Source organism: Tichowtungia aerotolerans (assembly GCF_009905215.1).
In the GTDB taxonomy this organism is placed as follows: Bacteria; Verrucomicrobiota; Kiritimatiellia; order Kiritimatiellales; family Tichowtungiaceae; genus Tichowtungia; species Tichowtungia aerotolerans.
Map to the genome: position 1 here is coordinate 163,448 of NZ_CP047593.1, position 19,867 is coordinate 183,314.

The 19,867-nt window shown below is 56.3% G+C and carries 10 protein-coding genes; 2 read left to right on the plus strand and 8 right to left on the minus strand.

The features are described 5' to 3' along the window. Window positions 1-7: 7 nt before the first annotated feature. The 8 genes from GT409_RS00655 to GT409_RS00690 form a co-directional block, all read right to left on the minus strand. Window positions 8-1,333 carry an MATE family efflux transporter gene (locus GT409_RS00655; RefSeq protein ID WP_160626053.1) on the minus strand — a complete coding sequence of 442 codons (1,326 nt, stop codon included), beginning with the start codon at window positions 1,331-1,333 and terminating at the stop codon, window positions 8-10. Then, window positions 1,330-4,443 carry an efflux RND transporter permease subunit gene (locus GT409_RS00660; protein ID WP_160626054.1) on the minus strand — a complete coding sequence of 1,038 codons (3,114 nt, stop codon included), beginning with the start codon at window positions 4,441-4,443 and terminating at the stop codon, window positions 1,330-1,332. Before GT409_RS00660 ends, GT409_RS00655 begins: the two co-directional genes overlap by 4 nt. A gap of 49 nt (window positions 4,444-4,492) precedes the next feature. After that, window positions 4,493-5,677 (minus strand): efflux RND transporter periplasmic adaptor subunit, encoded by a 1,185-nt coding sequence (locus GT409_RS00665; RefSeq protein WP_160626055.1) that lies wholly within the window; start codon window positions 5,675-5,677, stop codon window positions 4,493-4,495. After that, entirely contained in the window at window positions 5,664-7,091 is a 1,428-nt protein-coding gene (locus GT409_RS00670; protein WP_160626056.1) for an efflux transporter outer membrane subunit, read from the minus strand. The genes GT409_RS00665 and GT409_RS00670 overlap by 14 nt, the downstream gene beginning before the upstream one ends. Beyond that, window positions 7,092-7,667 (minus strand): TetR/AcrR family transcriptional regulator, encoded by a 576-nt coding sequence (locus GT409_RS00675; protein WP_160626057.1) that lies wholly within the window; start codon window positions 7,665-7,667, stop codon window positions 7,092-7,094. It lies immediately after the preceding gene. A gap of 385 nt (window positions 7,668-8,052) precedes the next feature. Beyond that, window positions 8,053-9,597: a type II secretion system protein GspD gene (locus GT409_RS00680; protein WP_160626058.1), complete on the minus strand. Its 1,545-nt coding sequence runs from the start codon at window positions 9,595-9,597 to the stop codon at window positions 8,053-8,055. Window positions 9,598-9,620: 23 nt separating this feature from the next. Then, a complete protein-coding gene (locus tag GT409_RS00685; protein WP_160626059.1) occupies window positions 9,621-11,183 on the minus strand; it encodes a type II secretion system protein GspD in 1,563 nt (520 codons plus the stop codon). Window positions 11,184-11,248: 65 nt separating this feature from the next. Further along, window positions 11,249-15,169: a hypothetical protein gene (locus GT409_RS00690; RefSeq protein WP_160626060.1), complete on the minus strand. Its 3,921-nt coding sequence runs from the start codon at window positions 15,167-15,169 to the stop codon at window positions 11,249-11,251. Window positions 15,170-15,365: 196 nt separating this feature from the next. On the opposite strand from GT409_RS00690, the gene GT409_RS00695 reads away from it, so the two are divergent. Both GT409_RS00695 and pgmB read left to right on the plus strand, forming a co-directional pair. After that, a complete protein-coding gene (locus GT409_RS00695) occupies window positions 15,366-16,934 on the plus strand; it encodes a sulfatase family protein (protein WP_233231581.1) in 1,569 nt (522 codons plus the stop codon). A 1-nt stretch (window position 16,935) separates the two neighbouring features. After that, window positions 16,936-19,860 (plus strand): beta-phosphoglucomutase, encoded by a 2,925-nt coding sequence (gene pgmB / locus GT409_RS00700; protein ID WP_160626062.1) that lies wholly within the window; start codon window positions 16,936-16,938, stop codon window positions 19,858-19,860. Window positions 19,861-19,867 lie beyond the last annotated feature (7 nt).

Consider the following 19,867-nt stretch of genomic DNA (forward strand, 5'->3'; position numbering starts at 1 on the left):
GCCGGACTCAGTTTTTCAGCACCCGCCGGGCGAGGCTCCAGGCCAGCCCGCCGCTCAGCAGGTTGCCCAGAGCAATTCCGGAAACAAGGCCGACAAAACCGAACAGATGGCTCCCGATCAGGCAGAGCGGCATCACAAAACCGAATACGCGGGCGAAGCCGATCACCATCACCGGACCGGGCCGACCGATAACATTCATCAGCTGCCCCATCCAAATGCTGAGGTGCAGCCCGGAATGACCGAGCACGGCAATCAGCAGATAGGTGGTACTCAGGCGCACAACGGTTGGATCTTTACTGAACCAGCCGGAAAAGATTCCGGCGGTCGGCAGCAGGATCAAAAAAATCGCTGCACTGTAAATCAGAGCGAAACGGTTGCTGGCGCGGCGGGCTTCGTCGACCCGCTCATGTGCTCCGGCACCGAAGTTGTGACCGACAAACGGCACAAGCGCGATGCCGTAGGAAATGGCAAGGATCATCAGGAAGGCCTCGATTCGTGTGCCGGTGGCCATGGCGGCGACCGCCTGCACACCGCCGACACCGGCGGCGAGACGGATGTAAAAACCCTGCGCAACCGGATTGAGCACCTGCGTGAGTGCCGCCGGAATGCCGAGGCGAACAATTTCGCGCCACGACTGCAGCATTTCGCGAATGCGGGGGCGGCTCCAGCTGATCAGGCGGTGTTTATAATGAAGAAACCCAAGGGAGGCCGCCATTCCGCAGACCCGCGCAAACACGGTGGCAAGAGCCGCGCCGCGCATACCCATGGCCGGAACGGGCCCCCACCCGAAAATCAGGATCGGATCGAGAATGATGTTCATGACGGCACAGGTGCACATCACGATCAACGGACGAACCATATCGCCTGCCGCACGCAGACAGCCGTCGCAGACCGGAGGAAGAACGGCAGCCACAGCCCCGCAAAACCAGATCTGCATATATTCGTGTACGAGAGTCAGTACGCGGCCTTCGGCTCCGAGCAGAGAAAAAAGCGGATCAATGGCAAGATATCCGGACACCCCGATGATTACGGTTCCGGCAATCGTCAGAAAGAGACCGTCCGAAACAGTCCGGGCCGCCAGGTTGCGATTGCCGGCGCCCAGCGCACGACTGATAATCGACGCCGCGCCGGTTGAGAAACCGATCGCCAGCGCCCCGACAATCATCACCACGGCAAAGGTGAAGCCCATCGCGGCGAGCTGGTCGGTGCCCAGCCGGGATACAAACCAGGTATCGGTCAGGTTGAACACCATAATGGCGAGCATCCCGCCGATACTGGGCAGAGTCAGTTTAACGAGGTGGCCTTTGACGCCACCGGTCAGCAGTTTACTCATTCCGAAACCGGGGGCTCTCTCAATCCTTTAATGTCCTCAATGATCATGTAGAGCGACGGAACCAGCAACAGCGTAATACAGGTTGCAAACAGCAGTCCGTAACCGAGTGAAATGGCCATCGGGATGAGGAAGCGTGCCTGACGCGATGTTTCAAAAATCATCGGGGCCAGTCCTCCGAAGGTGGTGAACGTGGTCAGCATGATCGGCCGGAAACGCTGAATGCCCGCCGAGACCACAGCATCGTGCGCATTATCATGATGCGCCCGGCGATCATTGGCAAAGCTGATCATCACCAGCGCGTCATTCACAACCACCCCGCTGAGTGCCAGCATTCCGATGATACCGATCATGGTCATGTCGTAGCCCATGATCAGATGACCGATGACCGCGCCGATGATTCCGAACGGAATACTGATCATCACGATCAGCGGCTGGGAATAGCTCTTAAACGGAATGGCCAGCAAGGCGTAAATGGCAACGAGCACCATCGGCAGCGTCACTTTCATGCTGCCGAAGCTCTCGCGGCTGTCGGCATCGCGTCCTTCATAGCTGTAGTCAAGACCGGGATAGCGATCCATAATTTTCGGCCAGACACTGGCGGCAAGCTGCTCGCGCACTTCGCCCGCCTTGGATTTCGGACGAACGTCTGCCGTCAGCGTCAGCGCGCGCATTCCGTTGCGCCGTTTGATGGAGGTGTAAGAGGTTCCGGCGTCAACATCGACCGCATCCTCCAACAGCACTTCGCCGCCGTCCGGAGTGCGCAGAATAAAGTTTTCGAAGCTGTAGAGCCGGTCCCGATCCTCTTTCGGCAGGCGGACACGCACTTTCACTTCGTTGCGTCCGCGCTGCTGACGCAGCGCTTCGGCGCCCTGATAGGCAGCGCGGATCTGCCGCCCGACCTCGGTCGGAGTCAGTCCGAGCGCTGTCCCCTCGGGCTTCATGGTGAAGTCAAACTGGGACTTGCCGGTTTCCACGCCGTCGTCCACATCCTGCACCAGCGGGAACTGCTCCAGTTCGCGGCCCAGCTCCGCAGCAGCGGCTTCCAGCACGGCAATGCTCTCGTGCCGCAGCTCAACCGTCAGCGCCGGACCACCGCCCGGCCCGCCGGAGTCGGCGGAAAAACGAATGAAGCGAACGCCCGGCACCGTGCCGACCTGTTTGCGCCACGCCTGCGTGAATGCCATGGTACTCATGATTTTATCGCGCACCTCTGCATCAGCCAGATAGACCCGCACCTGTGCCTGATGGGTTCCGCCGCGGCCCACATCTGCAAAAATCCCTTCGACCAGCTCCGGATGCCCGGAAGCTTCAAGGACCGCCTGAGCTCCTTTCACCACCCGTTGCGTGATTTGTTCGGTGTCCCCGATCGGCGAACCGTACGGGAGCACCACCGTCGCCACGGAATAATCGCTTTCCACCGTAGTGAACATACTGAAGCCGAGACGACCGCTCTTCCAGTACCCGCCAATGAGAATCAACAGGGCCAGCGCAGCGGAAACCACCAGATAGCGATGCGTCAGGCAGCGATCCAGAAACGGACCGTACACCTTGCGAACCCAGCGGGTAAAAGCATTACTGAAACGCTGCTGCTGTTCATGGATTTTTTTGCGCAGTCCTTTCAGTTTATGCAGTCGACTGTGACTCAAATGCGCCGGAAGAATGTAAATACTCTCCAGCCAGGAAAGCATAAATACAGAGATCACCACAATCGGCAGCATGCCGAGCATTTTGCCCATCATGCCGGGAAGAACCAGCAGCGGCACAAAAGCGGCCACGTTGGTCAGAATACTGAACCCGACCGGAGATGCCACTTCCCGACAGCCTTTAATAGCGGCAAGAAACGGTTTTTCTCCCTTCTGCTGGTAGTGGTAAATGTTTTCACCCACCACGATCGCATCGTCCACCACAATCCCGAGCGCAATCAGGTAGGCGAACATTGTAATCATATTGATGGTCATACCCAGGGCCGGCATCAGCAGCATGGATCCAAGGAAGGAAATCGGAATCCCCATCATCACCCAGAAGGCGAGCCGGATTTCGAGAAAGAAGCCGAGCAGCAGCATCACAAGCATCAATCCGACAGCTCCGTTGCGCAGCAGCAGCTCCGCGCGCTGAACAAAGATTTCAGTCCGGTCGCTCCGCACCTGGATTTCCACGCCGTCAGGAAGCTGTTCCCGGATCAGCGGCAGCATGGCGTACACCTCTTTGGAAATCTCGGTGGGAGTCTGTTCACCAACGCGGTAGACATCAATCATGATGGCCGGTTTGCCGTTATAAAATGCAAAGCGGTCACTGTCCTCCAGCCCATCCTGCACATCAGCAATATCACCCAGCCGCACCGGCGTTCCATCCTCGGAAACCGCCACGGGAAGTCCTGCGAAATCAAGTCCGTAATCGCGTCGTTCCTTCATTCGCAGAAGTGTTTCGCCGCTGTCGGTTTTGATTCTCCCGCCGGAAAGCTCGATAGCTTCCTGGTTGATCTTCGAAGCGATACCCCGGTGCGTCAGCCCATAACGGCGGAGCTGTTCCTGAGATACCTCCACGCTGATTTCCAGATCGCGGGTTCCCGAAAGATCGACCTGTGTAATCTCCGGACTCTGCTGCAGCCGGTCACGCACCTGCTCCGCCAGCGCCCGAAGCACTGTATCCGAAATCTCCCCGTAGAGCACCAGCGTCATTGCGCCACGGCGACGGGATGCCAAAGATACCTCCGGCTCCTCCGCCTCATCCGGGAAGGTTGTAATCCGGTCGATCTCGCTCTTAATGTCCTGATAGACTTTCATCACGTTGACGCCATCGAGCAGTTCCGCCTCCACACTGGCCGACCCTTCGCTGGCGGTAGCTGTCACCTCTTTGACGCCTTCCAGCCCGCGAACCGCCTCTTCGACAACCAGGCAGACGCCCTGCTCCAGTTCCTCCGGCGTTCCTCCGGGATAGCCGACTCGAATCGTCACCACCTCTTCGGCTAAATCCGGAAACACCTCCTGCCCGATATTGGTAAAGGAGATCAGTCCACCGATCAGGCAGATGGCCATCAACAGATTGGCCGCCACCGGATTGTTCACCATCCAGGCAATCGGTCCTTTGGGATTTTTCAGGAAATCACTCATATGTCAGTACTCTTGCTCGCTGTTTTTGAACCGGCAAACCAGTCGGAACTCATCCATTGGCATCTTTCTCCGGTTTGTTTTCATCTGCCGGGGCAGATTCATCGACGGTCTTGAGCTGCATACCGTCAACCGGAGCCTGTATGTTTGAAGTCACCAGCTTCCAATCCCTGGAAAATTCGAACCGCACCAGCACCTGATCGGAATACCCCTGAATCACCTTGGCCGGACAAATATGAAGATGTCCTTCTGTATCCATCATCCAGACCGTGGAGTTGTTACGCAGGTGCCTGCGACTGATCAGACAGACATCACGCTCCTCGCGGCCCACGAGATCAACCCGCACGGTTTCTCCTATCAGCATCGGTCGCGGTCCCGACAAAGGCTGGTCAACCGTCACCAGTAACTGGGCCATCCGCCCCTGCGCGGTCAGTTCCGGCTGCAGCTTATAAAGGATACCGGACCGGACCGAGCCATCGCTCAAAGCAATCTCTGCAGAATAACCGACTGTATCCAGATTCGGAAAATACTTCAGATTGCTGACCGGCAGAGAAACCCGGACATAAAACCGCGCCGCCCCAGCAAGCTCCACCAGCGACCGTCCGGTCTGAGCCTGATCGCCGACATCCACACTCACCGACTGAATGACCGCATCAAACGGCGCGCGGATTTTGGTTCGTTCCAAATCAACCAGGGCACTGTCCAGGGCCGCTTCAGCACTGGATACGGCAGCCATGGCCGCCTGCAGCTGAGGCTCGCGCAGCATCAGATCGCGATACGCCTCGTCCACGTCCTCCACGGAACTGATCAGCTCCATTTCATGAAGAGCGACCGCCTGCTGGCCTTCTTCCAGACGCAGACTGCTCTTCGCACTCTGAAGAGCCGCCTCTGCCCGCTTCACAGCCAGTTCATAATCGCAGGGATCCACCTCGATCAGCACATCGCCCTTGCGAACAAACGCGCCTTCCACTAAATCCGGATAGACCTTCAGGACCCGCCCGCTCACCTCCGCCTGCAGCGAAACCGCGGCATCGGCAATCACCGTTCCAAGGGCATCAACCCGCACCGGCCGGGTTGATGACTCAACCGCACACACTTCCACCACCGGCACCATGGAAGACATCTTCTTGCGCTCAGCCTTCGGACGGGTTTTCACAAATGTCCACGCAGCGATCATTGCAATGATCAGCAGTAAGATCCCGATTCCTGTTGTCAGCCACCGTCTATCGTTCATCATTTTCTCCTTGGGAAACCGTTTCGAGGACCGCACCCCAGTCGCCGCCGAGCGAGCGGTACAACTGAATTCGATCACCCAGCAGTTCGTATTCCGCCGTCAGCACACTCACTTCCAGATTCTGGCGCGACGTCTCTGCCGCCAGAGCTTCAAAATAGGTTTCCAGCCCGCGGGTATAGCGACGGTATGCCTCTGTGGCGGTCTGCTGTGCGGCCTCAAACTGTCGGCCCAGCGTATTCACATACTCCTGCTGATGGGTTTCCGCAGAAAGAGCATCCTCCACTTCGCCGAGCGCACCCAGCACCGCTTCACGATAGGCTGCCAGCTGTTCATCTGCGGCGGCGCGGGTTCTGGCAACATCCGCACGCAGGGACCCGCCGTCGATCAGCGGCATCGTCAGTCCGGCCAGCAGATTTCCAATCCAGTTATCAAAAAGCCGATCCGTGTCGGAATTCGATGTTGTAAGGGTGCCGGTCAGCCGGATTGCAGGCATACGGGCCGCGCGAGCCGCGCTTACATTCCAATCGGCAGCAGCCAGCAGCGCCCACTCTCTCTGAAGATCCGGGCGCCGGGCCAGAAGGTCCGCCGGAATACCCGAGTCCGGTCGTTCAGGAAGAGCCGGCAGCGCTTTCGCTTCCAGTGCCAGATCGGTCTGCGGCGGCTCACCGACCAGAATAGCCAGCCGGTTATAGGCGGCAGCCAACGAAGCGCGCACCGGCGGCAGCGCCGCCTCGGCCGCAATCACCTGCTGACGCCGCTGCAGTACATCCAGCGCATCCGCACTGGAGGTCTGGAACCGTTTTCCAACCACGGAAAGCATTTTACGATTTACCGTCAGCTGTTTTTCCAGAACCGCCAGGCGCTGATTCAGGTACAGCCATTGGAAATAAGCCGATGCCGTTTCGGCGGAGATCGTCATGGCCGCGGTTTCCAGGCTGAACCGGCTGGCGTCCAGACCGGCCAATGCCGCACGATGGCCGGACGCCACCCGCCCCCACAGGTCAAACTCATAGCGGGAAACTTCCAGTCCCAGTGAAAAATCGTCCGCCGTCGACGTTCCGGCACCGGCTGTATGGGTATATCGCGTTTGCGCATCACCAGTTGCATCCAGAGACGGAAAACGATCCGCACCGCTTTTCATCACAGCGGCTTCGGCCTGCCGCAACCGGGCGGCAGCCTGCTCGATGGTCAGGTTCCCGCCGAGCGCCCGCTCCATCAAGCGGGTCATCTGTGCATCATCAAACGCCGTCCACCATGCATTTGGAACCGCCGCGCTGTCGACGGCCTGACGATATTCATCTGGCAGCATCATGGTTTCGCGTTCATCCGGGCCGAACAGTATGGTGCACGAAGAACAGGCGAACACCGCAAACGCTGCCGCAAAAAGTAATAAACCGGAATGCATTTTTTTCATCATCTATCTCCGTACAGCAGCTGCGGACCAGAACAGCTCAAGCAGCGATTCCACTTCGATGTTGTCATGATTAAACCGGTTAAGCCGGGATCGGAAAAGAAGAGGCCCAATCAGGCTGCAGTGCAGATCTGCCACCGTAAAATCATCCCGCAAAGCCCTCTCATCGATTCCAGCCTGAATCAGGCTGCGCGCCGCGCGGACCAGCTGTTTGTGCTGCTGCATAAATGCTTTTTGAATTATTTCCGAACCGGTCTGGTTCATCAGTCGGAACATGACAGAACGTCTTTCAATAAATACGGCGACCTCCCGCCCGAAACACAGAAACCGTTCGTGGAAAGAAATGTTCATCGCTGCGATCTCCCGCATGCGCTCTGACATCTCTGCGACGCCATCAATTGCCATTTGAACAAACAGGTCTTCTTTGTTTTCAAAGTAGAGATACAAAGTCCCTTTGCCGACTCCGGCCCGTGCCGCAATATCATCCAGTTTTACTTCATCAAAACGCCGCGCCGTGAACTCCGCGTGAGCCGCCTTCAGGATTGCATCGCGCTTCTGCTGTTTTTTTCGTTCCCGGGTCATGCCGAGAAAGCTACAAAACTGACCGGTCAGTCACAATTCAATTTTTAATTATTTTATTAAGTGGCGGTCGGCCTGAGTTCTCCGGATTCAACCCGATGAAGAAAACGTCTATCAAAAGAACAACGGTCACCTACTCCGACCTCGAGCGCACGCTCATTAAGCTGTGCTGTACCAATCGGAACTCAAAGCCGGCATGACCCATAACAACCGCCAAACATGCCATTAAGAATGGCCTACTTCTGAAACAGGGTGATCAATCAAATCGACCGGGAATTTTTTAAGCGCACAGAACAACATTTCCCCGGCATCCCCTCTCGGCAACAAAAAACGCGAACCCGAAGGTTCGCGTATGTAAGGGTTCATTTTTTGATCTCATTCAAAATGCTCAGGGAGCACTCTGAACAAGCCTCCCATTCGGCATCACCTTGCGGGCCGAAACAAGAATCATCAAATTGCGCTTCACGCTGCGCTCGCCTTCGGACCGGAATAACCGGCCAATCAAGGGAACACTTCCTAAAACCGGAACCCGATCGCTAAAGCTTTCCGTTTTCTCGCTGATTAATCCGCCCATGCCAATCGTGCTGCCGTCCTTGATGGTCACACGTGTTTTGATTTCACGCTGACGGAAAATCGGCAGGCGCGCACGAATCGCGTCATGCTCATACGTCATCCCAATGCGATACTGATACCACGTGTAGGACGAATCAGCCGGAGCCACTTCATAATTGCGCCATCCGACCAGATCTTTAACAACCGGATTGAGATCCATTTCGATCAAATCACTTTCGATCAGCTTCGGTTTAACCTCCAGCTCAACCCCCATCAGAGACTCCTCAAAATCCTGATAATCGGCATACACGATCGTCCCGCCGCTGGCACCCACTTCAAAGACTTCCGGGAAATAGTGCCGCTGTCCCACCTGGATCAACGCAGACTGCCCGGAACGGGTCACCACTCGGGGAGCCGACAAAACATCCGCTCCGGAAGTCTGATCAATGGCACGAACCAGCAGATCCAGATCGTTACCAATATCACCAGTAATCTTAAGTTCCCCAGCCTGATCATTAAAGCCGTCAACCAAGCGGCTCGCAGTCCAGTCACCGCTCTCGCCGTCAACTCCAAGACCTAAGGCCCCGGGCTTGTCAAACACGCCGGCGTCACCGGTGGTGCGCAGAGCTCCGGCAAAAAGGGATTCTCCGTCTTTGACGCTCCAGTCATCCGCCAGCGACTGGGCAGAAGAGTCCTGCACGTCGGACCACTCAAAACCCAGCTCTTCGAGCGCGCCTTCGGCGAATTCAATAAACCGGGTTTCGATTTCGATCTGTCCTTTGCGGCCATCCAGCGGCGCCTCGAGGGCCGCCAGAAGCTGCTCCAGCTCTTCAATCGTATCTTTGGTGTTGCAGACAACAATCTTTTTCAGCTTCGGACGGTAGACCGCATAAGCTCCATCCTCAAAGACAAGCGGCTCAAACAGACTGGAAACATCTACCGCCTCATCGGCATCCGACAGTTTCAGCTTCTGAATCGTCTCATCCGTCAGCGGATAGTTGCGCAGGATCATTCCGTTCCAGGCCTGCTCCACTGTTTGGATCGCATCGTCTTCAGCATTGCGCCGAAGCCGGGCGTTAATACGGCTCAAAAAATAGCGCGACAGCGCATGCGCCGGCATGGTTTCGAGAATCTTTTCGAACCCGGCAGCCGCCTGAAGGTAATCCCCTTCGGCATACAGGCGCATACTTTCATCGGACAGCTTTTCAATTTGTGCCGGTGTCAGCTCAGTCTGTTTCTGCTGAACAGCCTCAGACGCTGCCGGCTCGGTCGCAGGGCTTGTCGAAGCCAAATTGTCAGCAATGCCCGCAACAGACTCTTCAGCCTGCGTGAAGCAGGCGGCAGCCAAGAGGATTGCTGCGATTGTGGTTTGATTTTTCATGATTATTTCTCCTCTAAAACGGGTTAGTCAATTTGGGATGAACGGCGTCCATTTACATCCACCTGAGTTGCGGTTGCAAAAATCATCAGGTTGCGCTTCACGCTGCGCTCGCCTTCTGAGCGAAACAGGCGTCCGACGAACGGAATGGACCCCAGCACTGGAACCTTATCTTTGTAGGTTTCGAGCTTTTCATAAATCAGCCCGCCCATGCCGACCGTACTGCCATCGGCAACCGTCAGGTTGCTTTCCAGCTTGCGAACCCGGAATACCGGCAGCGAACCATTCAACTGCGGAACCGGAACGCCGTATTCATCCATTGTCACGGCTCGACCCTGATCGTAATACTTCGGACCGCTGGTGAAGCTCTCTTCGTTGGGATCCTCGCCACCAAGGGTAGAGAACATGTTGTTCCAGGCAGTGTCTATCACTCCGGGCATATTGAGGATCGGGAAGCGTCCCTGAACCTTCATATCCGGCGCGGCGCGGCCCGCCCAAACCATCATCTCGGCATTGCCCGGCGTGATCTGATAATCATCAAACCCGATCAAATCAATCACTTCCGGCTGAAGGTCCAGGTTAATGAGGCCGTCGTCGAGCACTTCCGGCGTCACCTTCAAGTAAACACCGAGATTCTGTCTTTCCCAGTCATCAAACTCTACATAGAGACTGCTCTCCTTCTGGCCTACCTGAAAAGCGGTCGGCATCATTTCCTGATCCCCCACCCAGATTTCCGCCATTTCGCCGTCCTGGGTCGTGACGCTGGGCGCCGACAGGACATCGGCCCCGCCGGACTGCTCCAGAGCACTGATCACCAGATCGAGTGGAAGCCATCCGTCTTTGGTCAGCGTCATGCTGCCGGCACTGCCGGCATCCAGCGCGCTGGCCGCTGTGCGCAGCGTTCCGCCCAGTGTCTGGTTCGGCAAGTCTGCCAGCCAGTCCCCGGAGACCTGCCACGCCTCATTAAAGTTCCAGCTGAAACCAAGCTCATTCAGCACCTTCTGCTCCACTTCTACGAAACGGGTTTCAATCTCGACCTGACGATAATCGGTCACGTCGTGATGTTCAGCGAGCACATCGACCACCTGAAGCATTCCGGCGGCGGTTTGACGAACGATCAGTCGATTAAAATCGGGCCAGAAATCAGCCGCGCACTCTTCAGGAAAGTCGATCGTCTTGAAGAACGAACGTACATCAATTTTCGCCTGCCCCGGATTGGATCCGGCGAGCAACTCCTTAGCCACATCTTCTTTCACAGAAAACGTTTTCATCTGGATTTTATCCGTTGCATTCCAGGCCTGCTCAACCTCCATCAGCAGGTTGGCCCGAACTGTCTCCCGGACATTCTGGCGGAATGGCGCCGCCGCACCATGGATCGTGTTGCGAAGCTCATCCGCCGCAAAATCCACTGTATCCCCAACCGCCCGAACAGTATCAACGGGGGCTTCCCGAAGCGAGTCGACGGCTTTTTCAAGAACCACATCACTCTCATCCGACACGCCGGTCGACGAAGCAATCACCACTTCGGCGGAAGCCAACCCGCCAGCCATTGCGCCCGCAATGATAAGCTCACCTATGCACCTTTTCATTCCCTACTCCTTCTGCTATCCGCGCCCACTGGAGGCTGGCGGAATCTCTCTTTATTCACCGCACCTTAATCGACCGTCACCTTGTAATAAACGGCCGGAACATCCACATGAATGATGTCGATGAACCGATTGGTCGTGAGCCCCACGGCTCCCTCCAGCGGCTTAAACTCCTCTGTAAGATTCAATGTGTACCAGACGGTATATGCGCGCCCCGGGGCGGCGACCCAGCTGATATCCCGCGCCCCATCGGCAGCAACGCTAAAGACCGAATCAGCGCGGAGCGGATCGGTTCCGGCGATGAGTTCTTCATCGTAGGACATGCCGTCGCCATCGGCATCAAGCAAGTCGATCGGCATCGAACCGGGCGCGCTATTGGTCACAATGAGTGCGACAGTAACTTCTACCGGGTCCTTCTCATTATCATCCTCAGACGAAACTTCCAGCTGTGCATTACGAACCAGCTGATTGGTTCCGGATGGAATCAGGGTGGCGGCGTTGCCAATTACAGAAATCCGGTCACTGCTCCCCGGCTCCAGCGTTCCCTCAACCGGCGTATACGTGAAGTACTCTTCATCGGACGGCTGCAACCGGACTGACCGGGCAGCAGCTTCATTTACATAATTGGTGCGCGGGAACCCGTTGATATCGATCACCACCTCATCGGAAGGAAGCGTCAGCACACCGCCGGCAAACCGCGTAAGGCTTGAGAGCCTGGAGCGCACCCCCGCCACCGTGACCGGCCAGCTGATTCCGTTCAGATTGCGGTAATTGAACCGCACGGATCCATCGGAAAACAGCAAAGCCTGGAAGCTGATATCGGATCCAAAACTCGCACCGACCTGCTCCATATTCTCCCAGCTGACAACCAGCCGGTTGGTATCACCGCTCATGTAAATGGCGGCATTTTCATCCATGAAAAGGTATCCCCAGTACGGCGCAACAAACTGATCCGGCACGTTCGGACTGGCGGTCTGCAGATCATTGCCGGCCGCGATGCGGCCGCTCGCCCCCAGCGAAATCCCGCCGTTAACCCCAACCGACAGGTCCGTGTAGCTGCCGTCATAGAACGGGAAAGCAAACCCGATCGGAAGCAGCGCGCTGTACCCTTCGTTCGTGGCGTTGATGTACGGGCTGACGCCGGGGTCCTGCAGTTCAATGCGGTTCGTTTCGGCCGCGATGTCCACCCAGCTGTTTGTCAGGAACACTTCAAAGCCATACTGCTTCGACGCGGCATTGGAGTCGCCACTGATCGAATAGGTCAACGGCGCCGTGCCGGTGTTTGAAACCATAAAGCGTCCCTCAACCGACTGCCCCGCCTCCGCAAAAAGCTGCAGGTTATTGGTCGAAACCGCCAGCACCGGAACGGCGGCAACGACCGCGGCGTGAACATCAACGAAATCATTGCCCCCGCTGCTCCAGTTGAATGTTGTGTTGAAGAGGCTGGACTCCCCGGCAGCCTGCCCGGTGCCGTCGGCCGTAAAGACAACCGAAGCAGTACCAAATCCCGGCACCACTCCGGTCGTCGGGCTGTAAGAAACCCAGCGGTTTTCCGCCAGCGCCAGCGCCAGCGCGGTTCCGTCCGCCGGCAGGATCCCAAAATTTTCAAACTGATCGGATCCACCCTGGACTCCGACTGCGGCAAACGCGGCCTGGTTTTCCGAAATATTGTAGTAGCTGAATTTAAGCTCTCCGCTGGCGAAAAGTTCCGCCTGAAATTGAAGGTCGGTCTCTTTCGACACGCCGCTCAGAGTAACCTGATCGAACACAACGACCAGCCGGTCCGCCTGATGGATCGTGCGCAGGCTGCCCTCCGGAATTCCCAGCTGCACATGGCGGAACGGGGCAATCAGCGGACGGTTGCCCAGCGGCAGCGCGCCAGTGGAATTATCGGCGATTTCCATATTTCCTGAAACGGGCTCTGTGGTGAGGATAATCGCGCCGTTCGAATCCACATAGAAATGGGTATAGACGTTGCCGTAGAACGGGAAGGCGAAGCCAATGGCACGGGTATCACTCTGTCCGGACTCCGCTGCCGTAATCGTCGGAATCGAGGGATAAGGATCGTTGAGCAGCAGAACAGTCCCGCCGGTCTCCCGCGGCGAAACCGCCGCTGAGCTGCCAGTCGGAATGCTGCCCCAGCTGGCATTATCGTCCACCGTAAAAGTGAACGCCGCATTGCCGCTGTTGGAAATAACGACCACTCCGCTCGCGAAATGTCCTTCGGCGACGCTCAGATCGATCGTCCCCGGAGTCAGCGAGGGTATCGAGCGGTTAAAAACGGAAATCGAAAAGTTCAGCTCCCAGAACGTTGCGCCGGCGGTATTTTTAGCCGTAAAAGCTTCCTCGCCATCCGGAGCATCAAGAGGAATCATAACCGTATACGTAGTCGAGGTGACGTCCCCAACCGACATTACGGCGTACAGGTCAGTGCCCGGCGCAACCTGCCAGCCGGATTCAGACACCAAGGCATTCGTGATGCTGTTCACCGGGATCGCCCCGTCATTCGTGCTGGTAACGGTGATTTCGAGAATTTCGCCCGGTTCGTAAATTCCGGGCAGGTTGTTGACGCCGCCCGCCTCCACAATGGCATTCGTCGACAGCAGCAACGGCGAAATTTTGGGACCGACATCAAACACGAGCTCGAACGCCACCGGGTTAGGCTGCGAACTGTTGTTGTTATAGGTCACCTGAAGCGTATCCGTATACTGGCCCTGCCCCGGAGTGAGCGACGCATCCGCCGTCACCGCAATATTGGTGACCGCCCCCGCCGGAAGACTGAGAATTCCGCTCGGAACCTGCAGCCAGGCTTCGCTTTTGGACAGTTCATAGGACAGCGCCCAACCGGCCGTATTGGAAATCGTCAACTGGGCGACATCGGTGTCCGCCACATCACCGGACAGGGATGTTTTATCGATCGAAGCAAATGCCGTATTCAACACCTCCAGCTCCACATTAACCAAAAAATTGCTGGTTGAGCCGTCCGTACCGGTTCCCTGCATGTTAAGCGCAAATGCGTCCGAAAACACACCGGGCAGCGCATTGGAGGCAATGGATACATCAAACCGATTCGTCACGGATTCCCCGCGAAGGATCTGCGCCACAGCATTGGATCCGGAATGAACCGTCAGCCAGGGATAGTTGCTCTCCAGCTGAATGGTTACATTGGTTGCATCATAGCCGTCATTTTGAATGACGAATGTGAGATTCGTGGTGACGCCGGGCTTTTGAGCCGGCTGCTCCGGCGCGGAGTCGGGATAAACCAAATCGCAGGGACCGAAACTCAGATCCTCCGTAACCAGCGTCAACAGCGGCGGATTCTCCGCGTCATTTCCAGCCCGGAAGCGATAATTTTTTGCTTCCGGCGCCACCTGATCCGCAGCGATACAGAAAAAGATATACTGATTGGTCGCCCCGGCGTCATACTGAGCCTGTACCCAAGCCGCCAGATCGCTCTGGGCGGTGGCCTGCCCGGTCAGATCATAAATACCTTCAGTGCCGCCGGCCGGAACAAACTCGGAGCTGATCGGGGTGCGCCCCGCAGCGCCCACGTATGGCCCCTGATAAAAGTCAGAAGCAGCCATCGCCGGAGACGGATCGACACGCAACCCATAAAGATCCAGCCCAAATGTAAATGATGTAGTAAATCTCCAATACATCATCATGGACAGGTTGGCCTGCACCACTTTGTGCCCCGGCGGCAGGGGCGGTAACTGAAACATCGTGACCCCGGCAACCGGAATATTTCCAAACGCATTCCCCACAAACATGAAATTTGGAACCGTTGCGCCGTCCTCGGTCACACGCCCGTCACTCCCCGCGACACTGTTGATCTGAAAAGTGTCTGCAAACGCTGCGCAACAGGAAAAAAGCAGAGCTGCCGCAATAAATTCACGACCTCGCCGTGCAAGGAAAAACCGCCCCAGTGGAAAGACGCAACCCCACCGGTCCATCCCGATCTTCCGGGCGCCCGCTTTAATCGAATCCATTCTAAATTCTCCCAAAAACATGCACTTTCAGATGAAACATAACTGTCCAGCAAAGCCAGATCGAAGGTCCGATCCACAGCTCACCAGCGAGAGTACAGCTTCCCAAACCGCCACGGGATTGCAAGAAAAAATAAAAACTGTTTCGCATATCAACGAAACTGTTGCTACGATGCAGAAAACTGGAGAGATGTTATTTATGAAAAGACCCAACATTCTGTTTATTATGTCGGATGATCACGCCAGCAACGCGATCAGCTCATACGGCTCCCGCTTTGCGGACATTGCGCCCACCCCGAATATTGACCGGATCGGCAACGAAGGCGTCCGTCTGGAAAACTGCTACTGCACGAACTCCATCTGCACCCCCAGCCGGGCTACGATTATTACAGGACAGTACAGCCATACCAACGGCGTTAAAACCCTCTGCGATTTTCTCACCACAGATACACCCACCCTACCGGAGCTTCTCCAGGAATCGGGATACAGCACCGCACTGTTCGGCAAATGGCATGTCGGTGCGCATCCGAAGGGCTTCGATCAATGGGCCGTTCTGCCCGGACAAGGGTTCTATAATGATCCCTCTTTCATTTTTCCCGATGAAGAGTCCGCTCCCGAGGGAACCATTGTGGATGAAATTACAGACGATCTGTTTTCATACCCCAACGAGCGCAAAGAACACGGCGGTTTCGGCGTCATGACCCGCCTGCCGGGATATGTAACAGAGTTGACTACCGACATGTCACTGGACTGGCTGAATGACTCGCGGGACCCCGACAAACCGTTCTTCCTCTGCTGCCACCACAAAGCGCCGCACGACTTCTTTGAATACCACCACAAATACGAAAACCTCTTTGACGGTATTGAACTCCCCGAGCCGGAGACGCTTTTTGAAGATGACGACACGCTGAATGAAATTTCACGGAAGTACGGCAGCACGGTTTCCGACCGCTGCCCGGAAGTCAGCATGCTGAAACGCCTGCAGCAGGAAAACTATCCAAATGGCGGACCGGTTGATTTTGAGGGGCTCGATTTCAAAGCCCGCACCCGCAAAGCGTATCAGAAGTATATGAAGGATTATCTGCGGACTGTGCGCTCCATCGACGACAACGTCGGACGTCTGCTTGACTGGCTGGACGAATCCGGCGAAGCAGAAAACACGATTGTGATCTATACGTCGGACCAGGGAATGATGCTCGGCGAGCACGACAAGATCGACAAACGCTGGATCTTCAACGAATCGCAGCAGATGCCATTTTTAATGCGCTACCCGGCCGAAATTAAAGCCGGCCAGGTCTGTCACGACATGGTCGACAACGTCGACTTTGCTCCGACCCTTCTGAACTACGCCGGGCTGGAAGCCCCGGAGTTCATGCAGGGACGAAATGCCTGCAGCGTTCTGGAAGGGAACGCCCCGGCGGACTGGCGGCAAAGCGTTTATTACCGTTACTGGATGCACATGGCGCATCACTGGATTCCGGCGCATTACGGCCTGCGTACGCCGGATCACATGCTTGTGTTCTTCTATGGAATGGTGCTCGATGCGTCGGGATGCTTCCACCCGGACTGCCAGAAGAATACAGATCCGGGATTTGAGCTGTACGATCTGAAAAAGGATCCGTTTGAGACGACCAATGTCTATGACGACCCAGCCTACCTCGATATCCGCGAGGAGCTGAAACAACAATTGCAACAAATGAAACAGGATGTCGGCGATACGGATGAACGTTATCCGGAACTGGCCTCCCTTTGGGAAAAAATGAGCTAAAATGAACAATTTACAAACCATTCGCGCAGCACTGTTCGATCTGGACGGCGTTGTCTGTTTTACCGATCACTACCACTATCTGGCGTGGAAAGAAATGGCCGATGCCCAGGGGTGGGACTTCAACGAAACGATCAACCATCAGCTGAGGGGCATCCCCCGCGAGGCATCCCTGGAGGTGATCCTGAATCACAACGGCGTTACACTGGATCCTCAGAAAAAGCAGGAGCTGGCGCACCTGAAAAATGAGCGGTACAAAGAACTGCTTCAGCAAATCGATTCCGACGCGCTGTATCCGGGAATTGTTGAGTTCATCACCGCGCTGCGCGAACGGGGCGTAAAAATCGCACTCGGCTCGTCCAGCAAGAATGCCGGAGCCATTCTCGACAAGCTCAGCCTGACCGTGCTGTTTGACGCTGTTGTAACCGGCAACGACATTGAAAAGCCGAAACCGGATCCGGAAATCTTTTTAAAAGGAGCGGAACTGCTGGGCATCCACCCGTTCAACTGCGTGGTTTTTGAGGATGCCGAAAGCGGTGTTGAGGCGGGCCTGCAGGGCGGCATGAAGGTGGTTGGGGTCGGCACGCCGGCCACCCTGCCCAATGCTCCCACTGTTGTCCGTGACTATCAGAAGGACATCGATCTGGACACGCTGCTGCAGATCGGAAAACCCGCGCGCATCAGCGCCCATCCCTGGGAGGTTGTTGAGGACACGTTTGTTCCCGGAAAGGCCGGATACTGGGAAAGCATTTTTGCGCTCAGCAACGGAGTTCTCGGCCTGCGCGGTGCGATCGAGGAAAACTCTCCAAACGCAACAGAGCAGCCGGGAATGTTCATCAACGGGATCTATGCGTTCTCCTCACCGAAGGGCTACCCCAACCGGCCGGACGGCACTCCGCCGAAAAGCCAGGTGATGCTGAACCTCTGCGACTGGCGGCCGATCGACCTGTTTATCGGCGGCGAAAAAGTCGACGTGCTTTCCGAGCACTGCAGCGAACACAACCGCACCCTGAACATGAAGACCGGCATTCTGACACGCTCCTTCGTCTGGAACGGAGAAGAAGGAGCTGTACGGGTCACACTCCGCAGGCTGGTTTCCATGACACGCCGCCACAATGCCGCCATTGAATTGACGCTGGAAGCGCTCGACCGCCCCCTGAATGTATCCATTGAGTCCAGAGTTTTCGGGAAAAGCATCACGGGTCAGTTCGGTCTGGACGGAACCACGCTGCAGAATGCAGAGATTGATAAAGATGCCGCCACCCTGCAGTTCAAGACCCTCAACTCCGGCCTCAGCTATTCCGCATCGTTCAGCCATTCGGACTCCTGTTCAAAAAACCATGCGTGGACACAAAACGACGCCGACCTGTGTTATCAAGCCGACCTCTCCCTGACTCCCGGCACGCCGTACCGTCTCGAAAAGCATGCGGCATTTGTCTCCTGCATGGATGAAGGAGATCCGGCAGAGGATGTCCGGCAGGCATCCGCAGACGGGTTCGAAACACTTGCCGCGGAGCAGACCGAATACTGGCGGCGGGTTTGGGAACAGTGCGATGTGAAAATCGAGGGATCCGTCGAAGACCAGCAGGCCATCCGGTATAATATTTTTCAGCTGCACCAAAACCACCCGATGGACATGCAGCGGTCGATTTCCGCCACAGGCGTCACCGGAGCCAACTATATGGGCTGGATCTTCTGGGACACCGAAATGTTCATGGCACCGCTTTTCACCTACACGGCCCCGGAACGCACGCGCGCCCTGCTGGCATTCCGCTACGGCCAGCTGGATGGCGCCCGCCGGATCGCAAAAAATCTCGGCCGCCGAGGAGCCCTGTGGCCCTGGTCCACCATCAATGGCGACGAATCCAACGCAGACCCGTATGTTTCGACAGCTCAATATCACATTGTGGCAGATGTCGCCCATGCCCTGCACCGCTACTGGCAGGCGACGGGCGACGACGACTTTCTCTTTGCGCAGGGCGCGGAAATGCTTTTTGAGACATGCCGCCTCATCGCAAGCATTGGATGCTTCGTGCCGAACAAAGGCAATCGCTACTGCATCAATACGGTTTGCGGACCGGACGAATACAACTTTCCGGTCAACAACAACTGCTACACCAACCTGATGTTTAAATGGCAGCTGGAATTCGCCCAGTCCGTGCTGAACCGGATGGCACAACACTGCCCGGAACGCCTGGCGGAACTCCAGAAAGCCATCGGGCTGACAGAGGAAGAAACCGCTGAATGGAAAACGATTGCCGAGCAGATGTATGTACCGACCAGCGAAACGCTGGGAATCTACAAACAGGACGACCAGTATCTGGACAAATATCCGGTCGACATGAGCACCCTGCCCCGCAACTATGAATTCAAAAAGGATGTCTACCTGCTTTCGCTGCTGCAGATGCAGGTCAGCAAGCAGGCCGATGTCGTTCAGATGCTCTTTACGCTCTCCGAGCGCTTCACCCCGGAGCAGAAAAAGGCAAACTACGATTTCTACGAGCCCCGCACAACCCACGCGTCGAGCCTCTCGCCCTGCGTTCACGGCATCACCGCGGCTGAAATCGGCTATACTGAAGAGGCCCTGAACTACTGGAAACAGAGTGTGCTCATGGACCTCGACGACTGCAAAAACAACACCTCTTCCGGCATCCACCTGGCCTGCTCCGGCGGAGCCTGGATGATGCTGATGTTCGGATTCCTCGGCATGCGAACGGAAGAAAACCGCATTCAATTTTCGCCGCGAATTCCGAAGGAATGGGACGGAATAGAAACAAGCCTTATCTATCAAGGCACCCGGTTCAATATCAAGGTCACCCCCGACCAAACCGATGTCACTTGGACTGCGGGGCCGGCTCTCCAGATTCAGATTAGAGACACTCAAAAAAACCTGTCCAGCAGCGAAAAGATTTTCTCACTTGCACACTAACCGAAAG